18 protein-coding genes are annotated in these 21,990 nt (G+C 38.0%); 9 read left to right on the top strand and 9 right to left on the bottom strand.

Going from position 1 to position 21,990, the window contains the following annotated elements; all coding sequences use genetic code 11:
- Positions 1–58: 58 nt before the first annotated feature.
- Positions 59–547, top strand: a complete 489-nt coding sequence (locus MM214_RS14525) for a hypothetical protein (RefSeq protein ID WP_241296405.1) — start codon at positions 59–61, stop codon at positions 545–547.
- Positions 548–874: 327 nt separating this feature from the next.
- Entirely contained in the window at positions 875–3,031 is a 2,157-nt protein-coding gene (locus MM214_RS14520) for a S8 family serine peptidase (RefSeq protein ID WP_241296403.1), read from the top strand.
- Positions 3,032–3,109: 78 nt separating this feature from the next.
- Here MM214_RS14520 and MM214_RS14515 read toward each other — a convergent pair whose 3' ends face one another.
- Complete coding sequence (locus MM214_RS14515; RefSeq protein WP_241296401.1) at positions 3,110–4,063, bottom strand: NAD-dependent epimerase/dehydratase family protein; 954 nt, start codon at positions 4,061–4,063, stop codon at positions 3,110–3,112.
- 148 nt (positions 4,064–4,211) lie between these two features.
- Between MM214_RS14515 and kbl the strand changes: the two genes are divergently transcribed.
- Positions 4,212–5,408: a glycine C-acetyltransferase gene (gene kbl, locus MM214_RS14510; protein WP_241296399.1), complete on the top strand. Its 1,197-nt coding sequence runs from the start codon at positions 4,212–4,214 to the stop codon at positions 5,406–5,408.
- Between the two features lie 80 nt (positions 5,409–5,488).
- Here the strand turns inward: kbl and cdaA are convergent, their stop codons facing one another.
- Complete coding sequence (cdaA, locus tag MM214_RS14505; protein ID WP_241296397.1) at positions 5,489–6,343, bottom strand: diadenylate cyclase CdaA; 855 nt, start codon at positions 6,341–6,343, stop codon at positions 5,489–5,491.
- Positions 6,340–7,224 carry a dihydropteroate synthase gene (gene folP, locus MM214_RS14500; RefSeq protein WP_241296395.1) on the bottom strand — a complete coding sequence of 295 codons (885 nt, stop codon included), beginning with the start codon at positions 7,222–7,224 and terminating at the stop codon, positions 6,340–6,342. Before folP ends, cdaA begins: the two co-directional genes overlap by 4 nt.
- A gap of 14 nt (positions 7,225–7,238) precedes the next feature.
- Between folP and MM214_RS14495 the strand changes: the two genes are divergently transcribed.
- The 3 genes from MM214_RS14495 to MM214_RS14485 are packed head-to-tail and all read left to right on the top strand — an operon-like array spanning position 7,239 to position 9,410.
- Complete coding sequence (locus tag MM214_RS14495; protein ID WP_241296393.1) at positions 7,239–7,784, top strand: DUF1599 domain-containing protein; 546 nt, start codon at positions 7,239–7,241, stop codon at positions 7,782–7,784.
- Positions 7,777–8,877 (top strand): BT_3928 family protein, encoded by a 1,101-nt coding sequence (locus MM214_RS14490; RefSeq protein ID WP_241296391.1) that lies wholly within the window; start codon positions 7,777–7,779, stop codon positions 8,875–8,877. The genes MM214_RS14495 and MM214_RS14490 overlap by 8 nt, the downstream gene beginning before the upstream one ends.
- On the top strand, positions 8,874–9,410 hold the full coding sequence (locus MM214_RS14485; RefSeq protein ID WP_241296389.1) for a shikimate kinase: 537 nt from the start codon (positions 8,874–8,876) through the stop codon (positions 9,408–9,410). The genes MM214_RS14490 and MM214_RS14485 overlap by 4 nt, the downstream gene beginning before the upstream one ends.
- Here the strand turns inward: MM214_RS14485 and MM214_RS14480 are convergent.
- Together MM214_RS14480 and MM214_RS14475 are read right to left on the bottom strand one after the other, a co-directional pair.
- Positions 9,393–10,886, bottom strand: coding sequence for an OmpP1/FadL family transporter (locus tag MM214_RS14480; protein ID WP_241296387.1), 1,494 nt, complete (start codon positions 10,884–10,886; stop codon positions 9,393–9,395). The genes MM214_RS14485 and MM214_RS14480 overlap by 18 nt on opposite strands.
- Positions 10,887–11,067: 181 nt before the next feature.
- Positions 11,068–12,432, bottom strand: coding sequence for a hypothetical protein (locus tag MM214_RS14475; protein ID WP_241296385.1), 1,365 nt, complete (start codon positions 12,430–12,432; stop codon positions 11,068–11,070).
- Between the two features lie 131 nt (positions 12,433–12,563).
- Between MM214_RS14475 and proS the strand changes: the two genes are divergently transcribed.
- Entirely contained in the window at positions 12,564–14,045 is a 1,482-nt protein-coding gene (proS, locus tag MM214_RS14470) for a proline--tRNA ligase (protein WP_241296383.1), read from the top strand.
- Between the two features lie 208 nt (positions 14,046–14,253).
- Here proS and MM214_RS14465 read toward each other — a convergent pair whose 3' ends face one another.
- From MM214_RS14465 to MM214_RS14450, 4 genes are all read right to left on the bottom strand, one after another.
- A complete protein-coding gene (locus tag MM214_RS14465) occupies positions 14,254–14,997 on the bottom strand; it encodes a DUF4397 domain-containing protein (protein ID WP_241296381.1) in 744 nt (247 codons plus the stop codon).
- Between the two features lie 192 nt (positions 14,998–15,189).
- Positions 15,190–16,545: a Gfo/Idh/MocA family protein gene (locus tag MM214_RS14460; protein ID WP_241296379.1), complete on the bottom strand. Its 1,356-nt coding sequence runs from the start codon at positions 16,543–16,545 to the stop codon at positions 15,190–15,192.
- A 69-nt stretch (positions 16,546–16,614) separates the two neighbouring features.
- Positions 16,615–17,694 carry an Ldh family oxidoreductase gene (locus MM214_RS14455; RefSeq protein ID WP_241296377.1) on the bottom strand — a complete coding sequence of 360 codons (1,080 nt, stop codon included), beginning with the start codon at positions 17,692–17,694 and terminating at the stop codon, positions 16,615–16,617.
- 14 nt (positions 17,695–17,708) lie between these two features.
- Complete coding sequence (locus tag MM214_RS14450; protein WP_241296375.1) at positions 17,709–18,665, bottom strand: Ppx/GppA phosphatase family protein; 957 nt, start codon at positions 18,663–18,665, stop codon at positions 17,709–17,711.
- A 185-nt stretch (positions 18,666–18,850) separates the two neighbouring features.
- Between MM214_RS14450 and MM214_RS14445 the strand changes: the two genes are divergently transcribed.
- Together MM214_RS14445 and MM214_RS14440 are read left to right on the top strand one after the other, a co-directional pair.
- Positions 18,851–20,434 (top strand): acyl-CoA carboxylase subunit beta, encoded by a 1,584-nt coding sequence (locus tag MM214_RS14445; RefSeq protein ID WP_241296373.1) that lies wholly within the window; start codon positions 18,851–18,853, stop codon positions 20,432–20,434.
- Positions 20,435–20,562: 128 nt separating this feature from the next.
- Positions 20,563–21,630 carry a M20/M25/M40 family metallo-hydrolase gene (locus MM214_RS14440; RefSeq protein ID WP_241296545.1) on the top strand — a complete coding sequence of 356 codons (1,068 nt, stop codon included), beginning with the start codon at positions 20,563–20,565 and terminating at the stop codon, positions 21,628–21,630.
- The last annotated feature ends 360 nt before the right edge of the window (positions 21,631–21,990 follow it).

Genomic DNA, 21,990 nt, shown 5'->3' with positions numbered 1-21,990 from the left:
GCTCTAAGAAGTTATGATGCTGTTTTAATTAATTCAAAAATCACAATATGATAAAAAGATGGGGAAGTTAAAAAATGGAATTATAAAAATTTCATTAATTCTCGGGTTGGCGATGATAGGAGGAGGGTGTTTGCAAGAACCAAACTTAGAAATTCAATGCGTTGAAGGAATAATACCTAAAGATATATTGTATAGATTAATTCATGAAGAATGTTTTTCGAATTCATTATGGATTGAAATTCTTAATAGTGATGAATTAGGTAAGGATGTAAATATCTATACCCCTAGCCCAGGTGGTCAACCAAATTCTCCTATCCAATACAAGAATATAGTTGAGATTCCATTCTCCAGTTTATTTATTGAAAGCAATCAATTAGATAGTCTATTAGGGGGAAAAATATATTTCAACTATCGTATAGCAACAGAAAACGAGATTAATGCAATTAGGAATACCGGATGTACAGAAGTCTATGATAGCTATGAAATACCAGTCCTCATAATTACAGATCTATCTTTCAATGGTTGTCCGCAAACATCTGATTTTTAATATTTATCGACTTAATTATAAAGTTTCATGAAGAATAGATACTTAATCACAAAAATCACTTTTATCCTTCTTTTATTTAATGTTACACCAATTTATGCCCAGTCGGATTTACATTACTGGGGGTATAAAACAAAATATCCATTAACAGCTGATTCGTTGCAAGCTGTATTGATTCCAAGTAACGGAGATAAAAATTTAAATTTCTAATCATTAAATACCATCGTTGAAAGTGAGAGTTTATCCGCTTTATCAAATCGCAATGAAATTATCTTAAAATTAAAGAGTGCTTCAATTTTAAAAAGTCAAAAATTTGATGACTTTCATTTATTGCCGGTTTTTAAATCAGGGGATTTCCCATTGATACCTACGGGTGAAATTGTATTTCAACCAAAAGTGGATGTGAACTACCAAAAAGTAATCGATTATTGCAAAGGAAAGGTTACTTTTTTAAGCAAATCAAAATACGGGACTATTACTGTAACCCCAAAAGATATCAATGAGCTTTTGAGTCTAGCTAATCAAATATATCAAAGTGGTTTGGTTGAGTGGAGTGAGCCTAACTTTATAGTAGAAATTATTAAACATCAGTCTCCCACAGACCCACTTTTTAACCAACAATATTATTTAAAGCAAAATAATAATATCGATATTAATGCCCCTAAAGCTTGGCAATTAAATACAGGTTTAAATGTAGTTAGAGTAGCTGTAATTGATGATGGTGTCGAAGAACATGAAGATTTGAATGGAAGAGTTTTACAGGGTTTTACTCCTTTAGATCCAAATGGGTTTGGTGCGCCTACCAACAACTTACCACCCGCTAATGAAGGGATTATTGGACATGGGCAAGCATGTGCAGGAATTATTGGAGCTACCCATAACAATGTAGGAATTGCTGGGGTTTCGCCTAGTTCAGAGATAGTACCAATAAACATTTTTAATAGCTGGATATTGGATTTTAATTTTCCCGCAGGACAACGACTAAGATGGATAGAAGATGCTCAAAATATAGCAGATGCTATAAATTGGGCTTGGGATGATGGTCAATCTGATATATTAAGTAATTCTTGGGGTTATAATACAACAAATCCAAATAATATTATTGAATCAGGACAAATCATACAAGCTATAAATAATGCCAGAACTCAGGGTCGTGGAGGATTAGGCAGTTTAGTTGTTTTTTCATCAGGCAATTCTAATCCAAGACCAGATTGCCCAGTCGGGGCAGGCTGTTTTAATGGTGTTACTTTCCCTGCTAATGTCGATGGTGTTATCACTGTTGGTGCCATTGACCGGAACGGTAATATTTGGAATTACAGCAGTAGGGGGGCAGAAATGGATTTAGTGGCTCCTTCAGGGAATGGTGCTAGCAATAGTGATGTGGTTACAACAGATCGGATGGGGAACTTAGGGTATGATCCAGGGAATTATACATTTACATTCGGAGGCACTTCTGCCGCAGCACCTCAGGTTTCTGGAGTTGCAGCATTAATGTTATCAGTCAATTGTAACCTTACAGAAAATGAGGTTAGAAGTATTTTACAACAAACGGCAACAGACATGGGGTCAGCTGGTTTTAATAATACTTTTGGTTTTGGCCGTGTTAATGCCTTTGACGCTGTTCAAGCAGCCCTTCCCACCATCTCCGGCCCTGACTTTCTCTGCACCTCCTCTTCCTATTCACTTCAAAACCCACCTGCTGGCAGTATGGTCTCATGGTCTGTTTCTCCTACTAATTTGTTCTCGGGAGCGACATCGGGCACAGGTGCTACAGCAAGTCTAAGCCCTGCAAGCAGTGCTATATCGGGTACTGCTACCTTAACTTTTAATGTGAATACTGGGTGTGGTGAAATTGAAATAACCAAGGATATTACTGTAGGTTCTCCAAAAATAAATATGGGAACCTATTCCTATAATAATAACACCCAACCCACCCAGCCCTATTTTTCGATTATTAACAACGTGGTATGTGATTTGTATACACCAGTTAGTGCAGAAATACCAATTGAAGCTGGAATTTCTAACTTTCATAATCTTCAGATTCTTCATGTTTCGGACCCTAGTCTTACTTATAATGTAACTTTCAGTGATGATTTGGCGACAATTTATTTTGATTTCTGGGACTATGGTCAAGAAATAATATTTAGGCTGACCACACAGAATGATTGTGGAAGCGATTTCAAAGACTTTGCATTTAGGTCAGAACAATGCTATGGATATCTCAGTGATTACAAGATATACCCAAACCCTGCCTCCGATGTACTCAATATTGAAATCAATCAGTCTGAAAGTCCGGAAAGTAAATATTCCAAAAACGGGAAGATAGAGCTAAAATTGTTCGATGCATCTGGTAATGAAGTCCATGCTGCGGTAACTTCCGAAAAGAAAACCATTGTTGATGTTCGGAAATTTAAATATGGATTTTATTACCTTCATATAATTCATCAAGAAGGCGTTATTAGAAGACAAATCAGAATAGAAAAATAAATGATTTGTTGCAAAACACGATATAATCAAAATTTTTAGAAAAAAGGGGGATAAAGCTTAGCTTTATCCCCCTTTTTTCTAAAAATTAACCAAATATGCAGGTAGGTTTCTTAGAATATCTTCAGTCATTTTTTTAAGGTCATATTCATGATTCCATCCCCAATCTTCCCTTGCCCTTGTATCATCTATACTATCTGGCCAACTGTCAGCAATAGACTGCCTGAAATCGGGTGAATAGGAGATCGTAAAATCAGGGTGATGAGTTTTGATGCATTGATAAATATCTTCTGGTGTAAAGCTAATAGCTGCCAGATTGTAGCTTGATCTTATTTTAACGCTTTCTTTAGGTGCGTGCATCAGGTCTAGTGTTGCTTTGATCGCATCTGGCATATACATCATAGGAAGTGCAGTCTCAGCACTCAAAAAGCAATCGAAATGCTCTCCTGCTATTGCCTTGTGGTATATGTCAACTGCATAATCCGTAGTTCCGCCTCCTGGAAGTGACTTGTATCCTATCAATCCTGGGTACCTCAAGCTTCTTACGTCTACTCCGAATTTTTGAAAATAGTATTCACACCACCTCTCACCAGCTTGTTTGGATATGCCATAGACTGTATTTGGTTCTTTGACACAGAACTGAGGGGTGTTAATTTTAGGAGTGTTAGGACCAAAAACAGCTATTGAAGAAGGCCAGTAAATTTTATCCATCTTGAACTCCATGGCCAGTTCTAAGACAAATAGTAGGCTGTCCATGTTGAGTTGCCAAGCAAATCTTGGGTTCTTTTCGCCAGTGGCAGAAAGAACGGCGGCCAGGTGATAGATTTGTTTGACATTTTGGTCTTTGACAAGTTTTCTTACTGCATCTTGATCCATGATGTCTAGTACTGCGGTCTTACAGTATTCGAACTTTTCTAGTGCTTTCGGGTTAAGATCGGAAGCGATGATGTTATCACCTCCGTATTGCTGAGATAGGGTGAATGTGAGCTCTGAACCCAGCTGTCCAGCTGCTCCTATGATAAGAATTCTTTCCATTTTGAAACTTTCAATCTATAAGGTTTTTTAGACCCTTTAGCTTTTGATATATTTGGGTATCGATTGGAGCAAAAATAATAATTTCAATTGAGGATTCTTATTTAATTTCTTTTGATTTGTCATGAATTTAGAATAAAAACAAAATAATATGTTTGAAACCTTAAAGCCCAAATTAGAACAAGAGTTAAAAGAGATTCAAGAGGCAGGCTTGTTCAAAAATGAACGTATAATCACCTCACCACAATCAGCCAGTATTACCATTGCTGGAGGAAAAGAGGTGTTGAATTTCTGTGCCAATAATTACCTAGGGCTATCTTCACACCCAAGAGTAATCCAAGCGGCAAAGGATGCCATCGATAGTCATGGCTTCGGGATGTCTTCTGTAAGATTCATCTGCGGAACTCAAGATATCCATAAAACCTTAGAGCAAAAGATTTCAGAATTCTTGGGTACAGAAGATACTATTCTTTATGCTGCTGCATTTGACGCTAATGGTGGTGTATTTGAGCCTATACTTGGTCCTGAAGATGCGATTATATCTGATGCGCTGAATCATGCATCCATCATTGACGGAGTAAGGCTGTGTAAGGCGATGAGGTTCAGGTATCAGCATAATGATATGGAAGACTTGGAAAAACAGCTTCAAGAGGCAGAAGCCAAAGGTGCAGTGAACAAAATCATTGTAACAGATGGAGTATTCTCTATGGATGGAACCATAGCTCAACTAGACAAGATAGTAGCTTTGGCAGAAAAGTATAAAGCACTTGTAATGTCGGATGAATGTCATTCTACAGGATTCATGGGTAAAACTGGAAGAGGAGTACATGAACTAAAAGGTGTAATGGGTAAAATCGATATCATTACAGGTACATTAGGGAAAGCACTCGGAGGTGCATCGGGTGGTTTTACTTCTGGTAGAAAAGAAATCATAGAGATCCTCAGACAGCGCTCTAGACCTTATTTGTTTTCTAATACCTTGGCCCCATCTATCACTGGTGCTTCTATAGAGGTGTTCAATTTGCTTACTGAGACCACGGAACTCAGAGACAAGCTAGAATCCAATACTACTTATTTTAGAAAAAAAATGACAGAAGCTGGATTTGATATCAAGCCAGGTGAGCATGCCATAGTCCCTATTATGCTTTATGACGCTGTCCTATCACAGAAAATGGCGGAAAAGCTTCTCGAAAAAGGGGTCTATGTAATAGGCTTCTACTATCCTGTGGTGCCAAAAGGTCAAGCTCGTATCAGGGTTCAGATCTCAGCAGGGCATGAACAGTCTCATTTAGATCAAGCTATCGAAGCTTTTGTGGCTGTTGGAAAAGAGCTAGGGGTCATTTCTTAATTGTTTCCTATTGCAAAGACAATAAAAAAGAGGCTTTATGAAAGGCCTCTTTTTTATTGTCTAAATTATCTTTGAAGGTATTAGCTTGTTTTCAACCTGTCTCTTTGATAAGCTGTGATGGGTTCAAATTTATCATCTATGTCCACACCAGTGAGGTAATCATTGATAAATTCCCTTACTTCTTGAAATGAAAGGTTATGCAGGATTTTTCCGTTTTTTGCCAAAGAAATTTGTCCAGTTTCTTCTGACACTATCAATACCAAAGTATCTGTAGCTTCTGACATTCCTATTGCTGCCCTATGCCTAAGTCCAAATTGAGCAGGGACATCTCTTTCCGTGACTGGTAGAATGCACCTAGCTGCTTTTACTTTTCCATTATAGATGATCACCGCTCCGTCATGTAGCGGACTATATTTATTGAAAATAGATATCAACAATCTTTTGGAAACTATAGCATCCATCAAATCTCCACTTTCTGCATAAAACTTTAGCTCAGAGTTTCTTGAAATCACCATCAATGCACCCATGTTTGTTCCAGAAAGAGATTTTGAGGCATCTATGATGGGATTAATATTGAATACCTGAGTTTCTCGTTTTCTCCAAAATAGTAGTTCTTGTAAGATGTTTTCATTGGATAAAAACGAGGACTTTCCTATGATCAATAAGAATTTTCGAATTTCAGGAGCGAAAATGATGATTGCGGCGATCACACCTACACCCATAAACTGGCCTAATATGATAGAGAGTAATTCCATCCTAGCGGCACTCACCATCAAATATATCAAGTATATAGACAGAAATCCTAAGAAAATCTTGATGGCAACACTACCTCTTAGTAGTTTGTAGACTTGATACAAAAGCATACTGACCAAGGTAATATCTATGATATTGACGATGGATATTTCTAAAAATCCTATTTTAAATAATAAACTCAAGAGTATAGTTGTTTGAATAAAGTTATGGTTTCATTTGCTTCTTTTACATCATGAACACGCAGGATATTTGCACCTTTAAGTAATGCAGCCATGTGAAGTGCTGTGGTGCCATTGAGTGCTTGACTAGGATCCACATGTAGTTTTTTATAGATCATAGACTTTCTCGATAGTCCTATCAAGATCGGGTTTTGCATACTCTTAAAATAATATAAATTCTTAAGAATACAATAATTTTGTTCAAGTGTTTTTGAAAAACCTAGACCTGGGTCAAGTATCACATCATTAATGCCAGCTTTGATACATTGGTTCAATTTTTTTGAAAAAAAAGTCATTAACTCTAAAACAATATCATCATAGGTCGTCAAATCCTTCATGTTTTTAGGATTACCTCTCATATGCATAGCAATGTAGGGAATTTTCAACTTTCCTACTGTCGGGATCATTTGCTCATCTAACTCACCTGCTGATATGTCATTTACCATTGATGCACCCTCATTTACTGCTTCCCAAGCAACCTTTGAGCGGAATGTATCTACGGAAATCAAAATATCAGGAAATTCTTTTCGAATCGCACTGATTGCCGATACTACCCGTTTAATTTCTACAGATTCAGGAACATCATCTGCGCCAGGTCTACTACTGTAGCCACCTATATCCAATATGTCAGCCCCTTCATTTATCATTTTAGAAGCTGCATTAAGTATAGCCGCTTCATCAAATGCTACTCTACTTTTTTCATGAAATGAGTCTGTGGTGATGTTCATGATGCCCATTACCCAGGGTTTATCCAATAAAAATAGCTTTCCTCTACTTTGAAGTGTTATTTTTGGAGGAAATAATTTATCTTCGATTTCCGAAGAAGAAGAGAATAAGTTGTTCATTAAATCAAACTACCTTGAAAACGCAAACTGTCAGCGAATATAATCAAGTTATTGGCCTTTGTAAAGAACTTTTTAAGAAGAAAACAATAGATTATGGTACGGCGTGGAGAATCTTGAGGATTCCATCGATCACAGACCAGATTTTTATCAAAGCACAGCGCATACGTTCTATACAAGAAAAAGGTACTCAAAGAGTCGATGATCCGATTTCGGATGAGTTTGTGGGAATCATCAACTACTGTCTGATTGCACTTATTCAGATTTCTCTAAAGGATGATGATCGAATGGAGCTAAGTTATGAAGAGTTAGCTCCTATGTATGAGCACTGGGTGAATGCCACTAGGGGGTTGTTAGAAAATAAAAATCATGATTATGATGAAGCATGGAGAGATTTGCGCATTTCATCGATGACAGATATTATCCTCATGAAACTTTACAGGGTAAAACAAATTGAAGATAATGCAGGCAAGACTTTAGTCTCTGAAGGTATTGAGGCCAACTACCAAGATATGATCAATTATGCGATTTTTTGTCTTATAAAAATACAAAACCATGCTTAAGGACTTGCTATTGCGTCTCATCCGCTTATTGGTAGGCGGTCTATTCATCTTTTCTGGATTGATCAAAGTAAATGATCCAGTAGGTACAGCGATCAAGCTTGAGGAGTATTTTGATGTTTTTTCCTATGATATTGCTGGATTTTTTGAAATGTTCAAGCCTTGGGCTTTGGAGATTGGTGTAGTAATGGTCGTGGCGGAAGTCGTGTTAGGAGTGATGCTGATAGTAGGGTTTAAGCTTAGATTTACTGTGTGGGCTCTGGGCTTGATGATTTTATTCTTCACTTTTCTTACGTTCTATTCAGCATATTTCAATAAGGTGACCGATTGTGGATGTTTTGGAGATGCGATCAAGTTAACACCTTGGGAGTCATTCTATAAGGATATTGTACTTCTGGTGATGATTCTTATCCTTTTTCTTTCTAGAAAATCACTTAAAGATAATCGAGCAAATTGGGCTCTATGGACTGCTTCGTTTTCATTGGTATTTTCTATTTCGGTGGCAATTTTAGCGATTAGAAATCTCCCTTTTATAGATTTCAGGGCCTATAAGGAAGGGGTGAATATTCCGCAAGCAATGCAACCTTCAGCACCACTTGAGTATAGTTATGTTATGCAAAAGGATGGTAAAGAAGAGATTTTTGATCAATATCCCTCTGATGAAGCTTATGAATTTGTTGAATTGAAACTCAATAATGAGGAAGCATTGCCAAAAATATCTGATTTTGCTGTCTGGAATGAGGATGGTGATTATACAGAAGAAATTTTATCTGGACAAAAAGCGGTTGTTTTGGCGACTAATCTTGCAAAGGTGACAGATAACAGCTTGAGTAAGCTGGAAAGATTAGTCACTGGATTACAAAATTCAGAAATCGAAGTGATATTAGTTGCTGCATCCTCTCAGCCTGATATAGATGCTTTCCTCAATCAACATAGTTGGGATGTCTTAGGATATCAGGCTGATGCAACTGTATTGAAGACAATCATGAGATCCAATCCTGGATTATTGCTATTAGACGAGGGTACAGTAGTGAAAAAATATCATTTCAGAAACACTCCAAATCCAGAAGAAGTTAAATCAATTTTAACGAAATGAGACTGCCTTTGAAGATAGTACTGGTTGGGATGCCTGGTTCTGGCAAATCTACTTTTGGAAAAAATCTAGCAAGAACACTCAATTTTGCTTTTGTTGACCTCGATCATCAGATTGAAATTGGGGAAAGCATGCAAATAAAGGAGATTTTTGAAAAGAAAGGTGAAGGAAGATTTAGAGAGTTGGAAACCAATTATCTAAATAAAATCTTGAATCAAGTAGAAGGATTTGTTTTATCAACAGGAGGGGGTACGCCATGCTTCAATGATAACATGAATATCATAAATAAGTTGGGGGTGTCCGTCTACTTGGATGTTTCTTTAGAAACTATATTACATAGGCTCACAAGAGATCATGCAAATCAAAGGCCTATGTTCTCTGGCTTGGATGCTGGCGAGATCATTTTAAAGCTGAAGGATCTTTTGGCTTCTCGTGAGGGATATTATCATCAAGCAAAAATAAAGCTCAGTGGGGATGATCCTTCCACTGAGCTTTTAATGGCTAAATTGATTAACTTTTTAGAAGTTGAATCCTAAAGTCAGCATGCCTTGTGTCATGTTATTTCTTGTTTCTGTAAAAGGCCCTACATTTTGATTGGAACTGTTGATGATCGCATATGAATTGTAGAGACTTTCAGATCTTGAATTGATTAAAGCAAAGTCAACATACATTTTTCTAAGTCTTACACCAATGCCTCCTGTGATTCTCTGCATACTTCTATCAAAAGATTCGTCTGTAGTAGGATCTCCGTATAGGGCATATCCAGCTCTTAATCTCCAAATATTTAACCTATATTCACCACCAACCCTAAAGTTGAATGTAGAACCTAGGAATGTATTGATGTCCGCATTGTCAAATGATGTGTCGAAATCTCTAGAGTTCAATCTGTTTTGGCTGTAATCGACATAATCTACATCTGCGGTTAAGAATCCGTTTTTACCAATGAAAACTGTTCCTCCTGCGCTCAAAACAAGTGGTGTACTTAAAGTTGTTGTGCTTATCTCCAAGTCAGAATTTGCTCTTTCAGTAAACTCCAGCTGACCATTTAGGTCGTAAAACTCACCAATAATATTGGCATCTACTTCTTTGTTTAACCTGTACCAAGTTGGACTTTTGAAGTTCAAGCCAAGGTTCACCGTCTCAACAGGTTTGAATATTAATCCTGCTGTTAGGCTAGCCCCGAACCCATTGATTCTGGTATTGTCCTCAATGGAATACAGTAAAGAGCGTACGCCATTCCCATCAAGGAATTCCTCTCCATAAATTCTATTTTGGAAGAAATTAACTGATTGAATACCTAAACCAGCCCCAACAAATAACTTGTTGTTAAAATTGGCTCCATAAGAAAAAGAAGTTTGGGTAATACCTCCTTCTGTAATGATAGTCTCATCGGCAAATGGCAAACCAATCGCATATTCAGGGTCTTTGATGAATCCATTTGCAGGATTACCTTGAACCAGCTCTATATCTAATACCAATCCATCCGTAGCTCCTAATGGAGGCTCACCGAAAGTACTGTACTGGTTGATATAGAAATCTAGGAGAGAATTTCCGTGTTGTACATCAGAATAAAAGCCAAATTGATTATTGAAATCAGCTATTCTGTTGAAACTGATACCAAATGTGCCTCCTCTAAATGAGCCTGGCTGTAAGTCGCCTTTTGGTTTGCTTATAACTAAGCTGAGGTTAGGGACCGAGAAATTTGGAGTTCGATCTTCCTGTATTTGACCGAGGAAATTCGACCGAGCTTGATTCGCAGAAAATGATGGGGTAAAAGAGAATTCTGACCTTCTGTAAAATCCAAGACCTGCTGGGTTGGTGTGGATGTTAGATACATCACCTCCGAGGGACATCTGCGCACCACCCAAAGCACTAACGCGAGCAGAACCAGTAGATCGAAACTGACTAAAAAGTTGTGTGTCGTCTAGAAAGCTTGTCTGAGCTGAAGCATTTGATAGGTTGAACCCACAGGCTAAAGCCCCAACTATTAGTGATTTTTTGATTAGAGACATAGTAATAAGTTAAGTTAATCATTCAAGCAATTATCAAATATGGTGCTTGATCTGAATTTATAAACGTAATAAATAAAAAAAAAGATAATCAGAGATCATAAAATATTAAATTATGTAATAAAAAAGATACCCAAACTATAAGGTTTGGGTATCTTTTTTATTTGTTGAGATAGTTTTAATATCAGCCTCCTCTACCACCTCGAGAAGCACCTCCTGAGCTGGATCCACCACCTCGACTTCCTCCACCTACACTACCACCTCCCATACTTCCACCAGAACTTCTTGATGGAGCGCTGTAAGTACTTCTACTTGGCGTAGATGTTCTTGCTGGCTGTGAATAAGTATTCCTGCTTGGAGCTGTAGATCTAGAATTATTATAACTAGGAGATGCTGTGGATCTGCTTGGAGCAGCTGTAGTTCCTACATTTGATCTTGAATTTGAAGGAGCTGAGTTTCTGTAAGATGGAGCTGCTGTAGTACTACCAACTCTATTTGCACCTCTATCCATGACAGCAGACCTGGTGTTTCTTGAAGAAGGAGCTGCTGACCTTGAAGAAGCCGCAGCACTTCCTCTAGAATTATTGTAGTAATCATTCTGACTTCTTCCAAAATCAGCTCTTGAATTTCTTGTGGAATTAGCTACAGATGTACCAGTTCTACTTGTAGCTGTGGCATCTCTTCTAGCTGCTGCTCTTGAAGAGCTTGGGTTTACAGCTGTGTTGTTAACTCTTGATCTAGAACCTGTCGCTGCTAGGGCTGAACCTCTAGTCGGTCTAGCACCACGTACTATTTGTCTATTTCCAAATTCATTTCCTGGAATCACATAGATAGGTCTTCCGCCCCATCCCCAGCCTGGAGCACCCCAGCCCCATCCGCCGCCAGCGAATCCCATTCCTGGCCAGAAAGGATCCCAGAAAGGATCATAAAATCCTCCCATTCCAAAGCCTCTTCTCATCATCCAAGGATTGCCCCAGCCCCAGCCTCCGCCGAAACCGAATCCTACAGACATGTGAAGTCCTGGTCTAAATCCAAAGCCCATTCCTGGCATCATACCCATTCCAAAACCTGGACCCCAAAAAGGATCCCACATTCCCATACCCATACCCCAAGGAGAGAAGCCACCCATCATCCATGGACTCATAAATGGACCTCCGAATGTGTTGAAATTACCTCCAGCATTACTATAGTAATTATTATATACATTGATATTTGGATTACCTTCTGCGGCTGCTTGACTGTCATCAAAATATACTGCTCCATCACCGCTGGTGTTTGAATCAGCTTGATATTTAGCTATATATTCAGGATTTACATTTCGAGCGGAAAAATTTTCCTGTTCAAATTGATCTGAACTTGTTTCTGATAGCGCTCTGAAATTTTGGGCGTTATTGTTACTTACAGCAAATTCTGTCGCTAATCTTGCGTCAGAAGCCATGAAGTAAAGGTCATCAGATTCACCTTGCATAGCATTGTAGCTGGTGCTACAAGACGACAAGGCTACCAATGCTGATGCACCTAAAGTCAGGAATGTGTTAAATCGTTTCATTTTGTTGTTGTTTACTATCTCCAACACTATTATACGAGTGTTATCTAAGAGGGTTGTTATTTTTGAATTATATTTGCCAACTCTCAATAAGAGACGAATATAAATAGAATTTCCAAATCAACAAATAAATCATGAGCAAAGGATTGCCTAAAAGAAGTGAAGACTACTCTTTGTGGTACAACGAATTAGTAAAGAGAGCTGACCTAGCCGAAAACTCTGCGGTAAGAGGGTGTATGGTCATCAAACCTTATGGTTATTCCATCTGGGAAAAGATGCAAGCTGAGCTTGATAGGATGTTTAAAGAAACCGGACATACTAATGCCTATTTTCCACTTTTTATCCCAAAATCATACTTATCCAAAGAAGCAAGTCATGTAGAAGGGTTTGCAAAAGAGTGTGCCGTGGTGACTCATTATAGACTTAAAAATTCTGAGGATGGTAAGGGCGTAGTTGTGGATCCCGAAGCCAAACTCGAAGAAGAGCTGATCGTAAGACCTACTTCAGAAACGGTCATTTGGAGTACGTATAAGAATTGGATTCAATCCTACAGAGATTTGCCTCTTTTGGTAAATCAATGGGCAAATGTAGTAAGATGGGAAATGCGAACCAGACTATTCTTGAGGACAGCGGAGTTTTTGTGGCAAGAAGGCCATACAGCACATGCTACAAAGCAAGAAGCTATCGATGAGACTGTGCAAATGCTCAATGTGTATGCTACTTTTGCCGAGTCATTCATGGCTCTGCCTGTAGTCAAAGGAGTGAAGACCCCAAATGAGAGGTTTGCAGGAGCAGAAGACACTTACTGTATTGAGGCGATGATGCAAGATGGTAAGGCTTTACAAGCTGGTACATCCCACTTTCTGGGACAGAATTTTGCCAAGGCATTTGATGTGAAATTTGCGACAAAAGAGGGTGGACTGGATTATGTTTGGGGGACATCATGGGGTGTGAGTACAAGATTGATGGGAGCACTTATCATGGCGCATTCTGATGATAATGGATTGGTTTTGCCTCCAAAACTTGCGCCTATTCAAGTGGTAATAGTTCCGATATTCAAGTCTGATGAAGAATTGGACAGAATCTCAGAAAAGGCGAAAGAAATAGTTTCAAAATTGAGAAAGCTTGGTGTTTCAGTTCATTTTGATCACAGAGATACGCATAAGCCAGGCTGGAAATTTGCAGAGTATGAACTGAAAGGAGTTCCTTTAAGGATTGCAATGGGACCTAGAGATCTTGAAAACAATACCATAGAATTGGCAAGACGAGATACTTTGACAAAGGAAACGATCAATCTTAATGAAATTGAAATTGATTCTTTTATCGTAGCAAAGTTGGAAGAAATTCAAACAACCATTTACCAAAAGGCATTTGATTTTAGAACAACTCATACCACGGAAGTAAATTCTTGGGAAGAATTTCAGGATGTGATTGAAAATAAAGGTGGATTTGTTTCGGCTCACTGGGATGGAAGCTCTGAAACGGAGGACAAGATCAAAGAGCTAACGAAAGCTACAATTAGGTGTATTCCTCTTGATCAAAAAGAAGAACAAGGGACATGTGTATTTACTGGAAACTCATCCAAAGGTAGAGTACTTTTTGCAAGAGCTTATTAATGCTTGCTAAGGAGTGTATTTCCTTATAAAATAGCTAATTAATAAGTCTGTTGCTTAAAATTTGAATGTAAAATAAAAGTCCCGAGTTTGGATCTCGGGACTTTTTATTTAGCTTGAAATTTTTGGCTCATCGTGGCATCAGGTTAATTTACTAGCAAGATGTGATTTTAGACAAACCCTGATTTTAATCAACAAGCATGATGATATTCTAGTAATTAATAAAGTTGGTTATAAGTTGTAAATTGAGTTGCTTATTTACATCGGTTTGTTCACTTTCTAAACCTCTTAAGATAAGGCTGTATGCCCTGTTTCTTTTAAGCTCTACATTGTTTGCAGTTATCAAAGTCTCTCCTGTTTCTTTAGAGACCACTTTGATATTATAGCTTTTTGCTTCCAAAGCCTCAAAATTAGAGTGTGATTTGAACTCATTGTTCTCGAATTTTGATGTTTCTTCGTTGTCTAGTAAGATTTCGACCTCACCGGCATCTGGTGATAGATGCACAAACCTGATTTTTGTTTGATTTTGATTGAAAGACCCCCAAGAGTCTTCTACTATAATGGCTTCCAGATCGTTAGGTAAACCTGTTAAAAATATGCTGTACACTTTATTGTCTTCAATCGTGAAAGTGTCCTCAAGTAATGTGGTAACAGAATTATAAGGAGAAAACTTGAATGTTCTTTGTCCAAGATAATATCTCAAGTAAGGTAAGGTTTCCGTAAATCTAAAAGGACTATTGGTTACTTTACTACTGTTTGCAAACACATCAAGAGAAGCTGTCTCAGGAGCACCATGATAGATGGAAACAAATGCAAATGGCTGGATAGGAGCACCATCATTATCATTCAGACAGCTACTTAATCCTAAAATGATAACAATAGGAGTAAGCAAATTTTTAAAAGCATTTCTAATATTCATTGTAGTAATTATAAGTTGGTTTTTGAATCTTTTCATCCACTAGACGGTACAATTTTTAAAAATGCTACACAGTCCAAAAAAAAAGAAAAGAAAATTTGAGGATAAAAAAAAGTGATACTTAAGGGAGCATCACTTTTTGTGTTTTGTTTAATTATAGATCAATGTTGTCGTATTTCAAGAAAATCAACTTTACTCTGATTCAAGTTCCTGCTGCTATCAATTGAAATATTAGACATAAGGATGCTTCCACGGTGATCTATAGGATCTTTTGAGCAAGTCCGATGCTTCTTTATCATTTGGGATTGTTTTAGAATCTGGATCGTACGAAAGAGGCCTTCCAAGTTCCATGCTGATATTTGCCAATATACAACTTGCAGTAGATATATGACTTTCTTCTACATTGGCCACTGGTGACTTTTTGTTTTCAATAGCTTTCAAAAGATCCTTCATGTGTTTCCTTGTGGCTGGAACTGCATGAAGTTCTATTTTTTCTTCTTTTAAGTCTTCAGAAAATTCTTCTTTTTCGTATTTGACATCCCAATGAATGGGGTCTGATTTGTCTTTTGGGAAATAGTCTGCTTTTTGAGGACTTCCTGCCAAGTAGCCGTTTTCGCCAAATATCTTGAATGCCCAAGGGTATTCAGGATCTACTGGGTTTCCCCATGTCCTATGCTGCCATACTACGTTGAATTCGGGGAATTCAAATACGGCTGTTTGCGTATCTGCTATATTGGATTTACCTTCTTTTTGAACCAATATGCCTCCAGTGGCGGAGATTTTAGTTGGCCAACCTAGATCTAGCATCCACCTGACACAATCCAACATGTGTACACACATATCTCCAGTGATTCCATTGCCATATTCCATGAACGTTCTCCACCATCTCTGATGAGGTAATCCATCAAACTCTCTCATTGGTGCTGGGCCTGTCCATAACTCATAATCAAAAAAATCTGGTACAGGTTCCCTAGAAGGGTTCCCATTTGCACGCATGTGGTAATAGCAGCAAATCTCTACATGACCAATTTTACCCAGTACTCCTTTATCTATAATTTTTTCTTTTGCGTCAATTAGATGGGGAGTGCTTCTCCTTTGTAGACCTACTTGTACGATTCTCTGATGTTTTTTAGCAGCAGCCACTACAGCTTCACCCTCAAGCACATCAACCGAAATTGGTTTTTGTAAATATACATGAGACCCAGCTTCAATTGCAGCTATGGTTTGAAGTGCATGCCAGTGATCTGGCGTACCTATCACTGTGATGTCTATTTCATGGGAGGAAAACAAAGATCTATAATCTTTATAGAGTTTGGGATTACTTTTTGGAGATCTTTTTGCGAGTAGATTTTTTGTTTCTTCTAAATGGTTTTTATCCACATCGCAAAGCGCAACTACTTCTACATTAGCAACCTGTAATAGTCTCCATAAATCCATTTTTCCATACCAACCGCAGCCTACCAAAGCTACTTTTAGAGTGTCTGGATTTGCAATAGATTTAAAAGACCCTAGGCTAAGACTTGCCAGTGCTAATGCTGCTGAGGATTTTTTTAAAAAGTCTCTTCTGGATTGTTTCGGGTGTGACATGTCTATCTTTTGTGTGGTTTGAGATTCTCAAGTTAACAAAAGATAAAGACTAAATAGTAAAGTGTAAGGTCAATTGTCGAGTTTTATTCCAAACTTTTCACCTAATTCCATTAAATCATCTTCCACAGCTTTGATCAATGGAATGCCTGATACCTTTCTTTCAGCCTCAAGTTCCCTTTCAGGATCGCCGGGGATCAATACTTTGTCAAAACCAGGAGCTGGTGCTGCTTTCCTAAACCTGGCAATCCAGTTGTCCATATGAGCCTTAAATTCTTCAGCTGGTCTAAAGGCATCTACTCTCATGGCCCCAAAAAAGTGACCTAGGCCTTCACCGACTGGATTGGGGTCAGGCTCTAAGAATGCAACAAAAGGTGGAGCCCAAGGACCATAATTGGCACCAGATAAGACTGCTGAAAGTATATCTACTATCGAACCTAAAATGTAGCCTTTGTGCGACCCATGCTCTCGATCACCTCCAAGAGGAAGCAATGCGCCACCTTTTTTTACACCATTTGCATCTGTAGTAGGGGTGCCATGAGCATCTTGGACCCAGCCAAGTGGAGCATCTAGATCTTTTCGCTGAAGAATTTCAAGCTTTCCATTTGCAGCTGTAGTCGTAGCCATATCTGCCACAAAAGGAGGCTGTTCGTCAGCAGGAATTGCTACAGAAATTGGATTAGTTCCTAGCATTCTTTCTTTAGAAAACGTTGGGCTTACCAAAGGGCTTGCATTGGTTAAAGATATTCCAATCATATCATGCTCTAAAGCCATCATGGAGTGGTAACCAGCGATTCCGTAATGATTGGAGTTTTTTACACTTACCCAACCTGTGCCTACATTTTTCGCTTTTTCGATGGCTACTTGCATTGCAAAGGGTGCCACTATCAAGCCCAAGCCTGCATCACCATCTACCACAGCAGTGCTTGGGGTTTCATAGGTGATTTTTAGATTTGGTGTAGGATTGATTCGGCCTTTTTCCCAAAGTCTTATGTAGCCAGATAATCTCGCTACGCCATGGGAGTCTACTCCCCTTAGATCAGCTGATAGCAATACTTTCGAAGCTGTATCTGCATCAGCCTCTGGGCATCCAATTTTTAAAAGTAGGCTTTTAGTGAATTTATATAAAGCTTCGTAGTTATAGGTGTTCATGTTTTGTTCTTAAGTTAATTTGTAATCGCACTTGTCAAAGAATCAGCTTTCACCAACCTAGAGATAGCCCCTTCTTTGAGAGCATAACTCGAGCAAATCAAGTAATCTCCCGAAACATATTGTAAAATGTAAGTAATGAGACATGTTGCTACTACGATCATATCTACTCTCATTGGAATCATGCCTGGAATTTGTAGTCTTGCAGATTTGTCTAGTGAGACAAGTTGACTCGCAAGAGATTCAAAACCCAATCGGGGTAATTGAAAGGCTAGTTCTTGGACTCTCTTTTTGCCATGAATACTTTCGTAATACATATCGCTAAGCGTGTCAAATGTACCAGAGGCTCCTACTATTTTTCCTGGACGATAAAGCTCGATAGCATTGATCAGAGGTTGTAGTTTATCTGCCAAAAAGCTATTTAAGTTAACCACCTCTGAATCTAAAATAGGGTCATGATAATGAAATAGATCCAAAAGTCTTTGTCCTCCAATTTCAAAGCTTTGTTTCCAAAATGCTTCTTTGTGATTTCCAATGATAAATTCTACAGATCCTCCACCGATATCCATCATCAAGTGAGTAGAGTCATCTAATGCCCCACTGAACCTAATTCCCTCATAGATCAGCTGTGCTTCTTCATCACCGTCAATGACATGAACGTCTATATCAAACTTTATCTTGATTTCAGAGACGAAAACTAATCCATTTTCAGCATTTCTTACTGCGCTAGTGGCAAAGGCAAAAATATCGGTAATACCTTCTCCATCTATCAGGTTTTTGAAATGACCCAGTGTGTGAAATGCTCGTTTACTTGCAGCATTTGTAATGATATTATTACTTATACCACCTTGTCCGATTTTTACAGGTATTTTTTCCTTGTATATAGTCTTAAAGTTCTCTGCATTCAACTCAACCAATAACAAATGAAATGTATTGGTGCCCATGTCAATGATAGCAGCTTTCCTATTAGTCATAAGCGCCTCCGTTAAAGTTGTGCGAATATAGAGGATTTATTTAAAATCATGCCAGACACTTTCTACCAAGTATATTATCAATTCTTTAAGTCCTTTATAATCTTTCTATATATGATAAAAAACTTTTGCACTTTACTTGCAGGATGTATATTTGAAGAAGCCAAATTAACTTTAGGATAAAATTTATGGAAAATAAAACTGTAGGAGTATATACCCTTCCAAGTATCAAAGAGAAAATTGAACTTTTAAAAAGGAAAAATCAGGAGGCGCTCGAAGGTGGAGGTATAGATAGAATTTCATCCCAACATAAAAAAGGTAAGCTGACAGCTAGAGAAAGAATTTATCTTCTGATGGATGAAGGGACATTTCAAGAGATTGATAAGTTTGTCATGCATAGGGCCAAGGACTTTGGTTTGGATAAAGAACATTATCTAGGTGATGGGGTAGTGACAGGTTATGGAGAGATTAATGGACGTCTCACTTATGTTTATTCCCAGGATTTCACTGTCTTTGGTGGATCACTTTCTGAGACTCATGCAGAAAAAATCTGTAAAATAATGGATATGGCCATGAAAAATGGAGCACCTGTGATTGGTCTTAATGATTCTGGTGGTGCAAGAATACAAGAAGGTGTGGTTTCTTTGGGTGGATATGCGGATATTTTCTATAGGAATACACTAGCCTCTGGAGTCATACCTCAACTATCAGCTATTATGGGGCCTTGCGCTGGAGGTGCAGTCTATTCACCCGCAATCACGGATTTTATTTTGATGGTTGAGAATACCTCATATATGTTTGTGACAGGACCCAATGTCGTGAAGACTGTGACACAAGAGACAGTGACTGCTGAGGAGCTCGGAGGTGCTAGCACACATAGTACTAAGAGTGGTGTGACTCATTTTTCATGTGCAAATGAGCTTGATTGTATCAATCATCTCAAATCTTTGCTTAGTTACATTCCTCAAAATTGTGAAGATGAAGCTCCTGTCTATCCTTATGAGTTGAAAGAGGATGAGTCAAGAAAAGTCTTAGATGAACTTATTCCTGAAAACCCAAATCACCCCTATGATATCAGAAGTGTGGTCCATGGTATCGTGGATGAAGAGTCTTTTTTAGAAGTTCACAAGGAATATGCTGACAATATAGTTGTAGGGTTTGCTAGATTGGCTGGAAGAAGTATTGGAATCGTAGGCAATCAACCACAATCGATGGCAGGGGTGTTAGATAACAATGCATCAACCAAGGCTGCTCGATTTGTGAGGTTTTGCGATTCTTTCAATGTGCCTTTGCTTGTTTTAGTTGATGTGCCAGGTTTTTTGCCAGGAACAGATCAAGAATGGAATGGGATAATTACTAATGGAGCAAAATTACTTTATGCTTTTTCGGAAGCAACGGTACCGCGAGTGACTGTGATTACCAGAAAAGCGTATGGGGGAGCTTATGATGTGATGAACTCTAAGCACATTGGTGCTGACTTGAATTTTGCTTGGCCTACAGCAGAGATAGCAGTTATGGGAGCTAAAGGAGCAGCAGAGATTATTTTCAAAAGGGAAATTGCAGAATCAGAAGATCCGGAGGCTAAGTTACAGGAGAAAATTGATGATTATACTGCCAAATTCGCTAATCCATATAGAGCTGCTCATAGAGGATTTATAGATGAGGTAATCATTCCTTCCGAAACTCGCGAAAAACTAATCAGAGGCTTCAAAATGTTAGAGAACAAAGTAGATAAATTGCCGAGAAAAAAACATGGCAATATTCCTCTATAGTCAACAAACTACAGTCGGAAAACAGCAGATGCAACACAGGTTCAGATAAAGCTTGAAACTGTTTTTGAATTCATAGTTGTTTGCTATTGACAATAGACAGTCGATTAATCATACAAAAAATTGAAATGATGTCTCAATCAGAAAAATTTATATACAAATACCTGAACACAGCTAGCCCGACAGGCTTTGAAGCATCAGGTCAGCAAGTTTGGCTGGATTATATCAAGCCTTATGTAGATGATTATTTTACAGATAATTATGGTACGGCCGTAGGAGTGATCAATCCTAATGCGGAGTTCAGAGTAGTGATTGAAGCACATGCTGATGAGATCAGTTGGTTTGTACATTACATCACCCCAGAAGGATATATTTATGTCAGAAAGAATGGGGGGTCAGATCATATGATAGCACCTTCAATGCGGGTGAATATCCATACAGAAAATAAGGTGATTCCTGGAGTTTTTGGATGGCCTGCAATTCATGTCAGGAAAGATGGGAAAGATGATGCGCCAACCTTAGATAATATTTTTATTGATGTTGGGGCTCGTACCAAGGATGAAGTATCTGAAATGGGAATACATGTAGGGTGTGTGATTACTTTTCAAGATGAACTGACAGAATTAAATGATAAATTTTATAGTGGAAGAGCACTCGACAATAGAGTAGGTGGTTACATGATCGCTGAGGTAGCTAGGCTGTTGTATGAATCGAAAGTGAAATTACCATTTGGGTTATATATTGTGAATGCGGTACAAGAGGAAATAGGACTTCGAGGTGCGAGCATGATAGCTGCTAGGATCAAGCCTCAGATTGCTATCATCACTGATGTTTGCCATGATACTACTGCACCTTTATATAATAAGATCACTTCAGGGGAGCAAGTTGCTGGAAAAGGACCCGTATTGACTTATGGTGCCTCTGTTCATAAAAAATTGCTAGACTTAATCATACAGTCTGCCCAAAAGCGAAAAATTGATTTTCAAAGAGCTGCTGCATCAAGGGTGACAGGTACTGATACTGATGCTTTTGCTTATTCAAATGAAGGAGTCCCCTCTGCATTGATTTCTCTTCCACTCAAATATATGCATACTACTGTTGAGACTGCTAGTAAGGATGATATCCAACAAGTCATTAATTTGATCAAAGGATTTTTAGAAGACTTTGATCCAAATTTTGATTTTAGGTATGTAGTGTGAAGACTTTTAAATATAAGTAAATTAGCTTCGTTTAGTTAAAAATTAACAATTCTAGTCTTGATTTTTAAAAATCACTATTATCGATATCTGATTATACGCTTTTTTGCCAGTAACTTGAATTCATTGGCTCAACAGGTTGTAAATGGTCAATATCCATAAATATCCAATATCAATTTATATCGGAAGTTAGATAATCCGGAATTTTGTAATGTTATTGGCAAAGTTCCGTATATCCATATTATTGAATAATATATTTACCAATGGAATTAAAATTAGCTAATTAGGTAAAATTGCATTAAGTGGATTTAAGGTGTTCATTGGATATTTAACAAAAAAAGACTATTTTGAATAGATAAATAT

It is taken from the genome of Belliella kenyensis (assembly GCF_022549675.1).
Lineage (GTDB): Bacteria > Bacteroidota > Bacteroidia > Cytophagales > Cyclobacteriaceae > Belliella > Belliella kenyensis.
The sequence above is the reverse complement of the archived record's forward strand: the minus strand, read 5'-3'. Positions and strand labels throughout refer to the sequence as shown.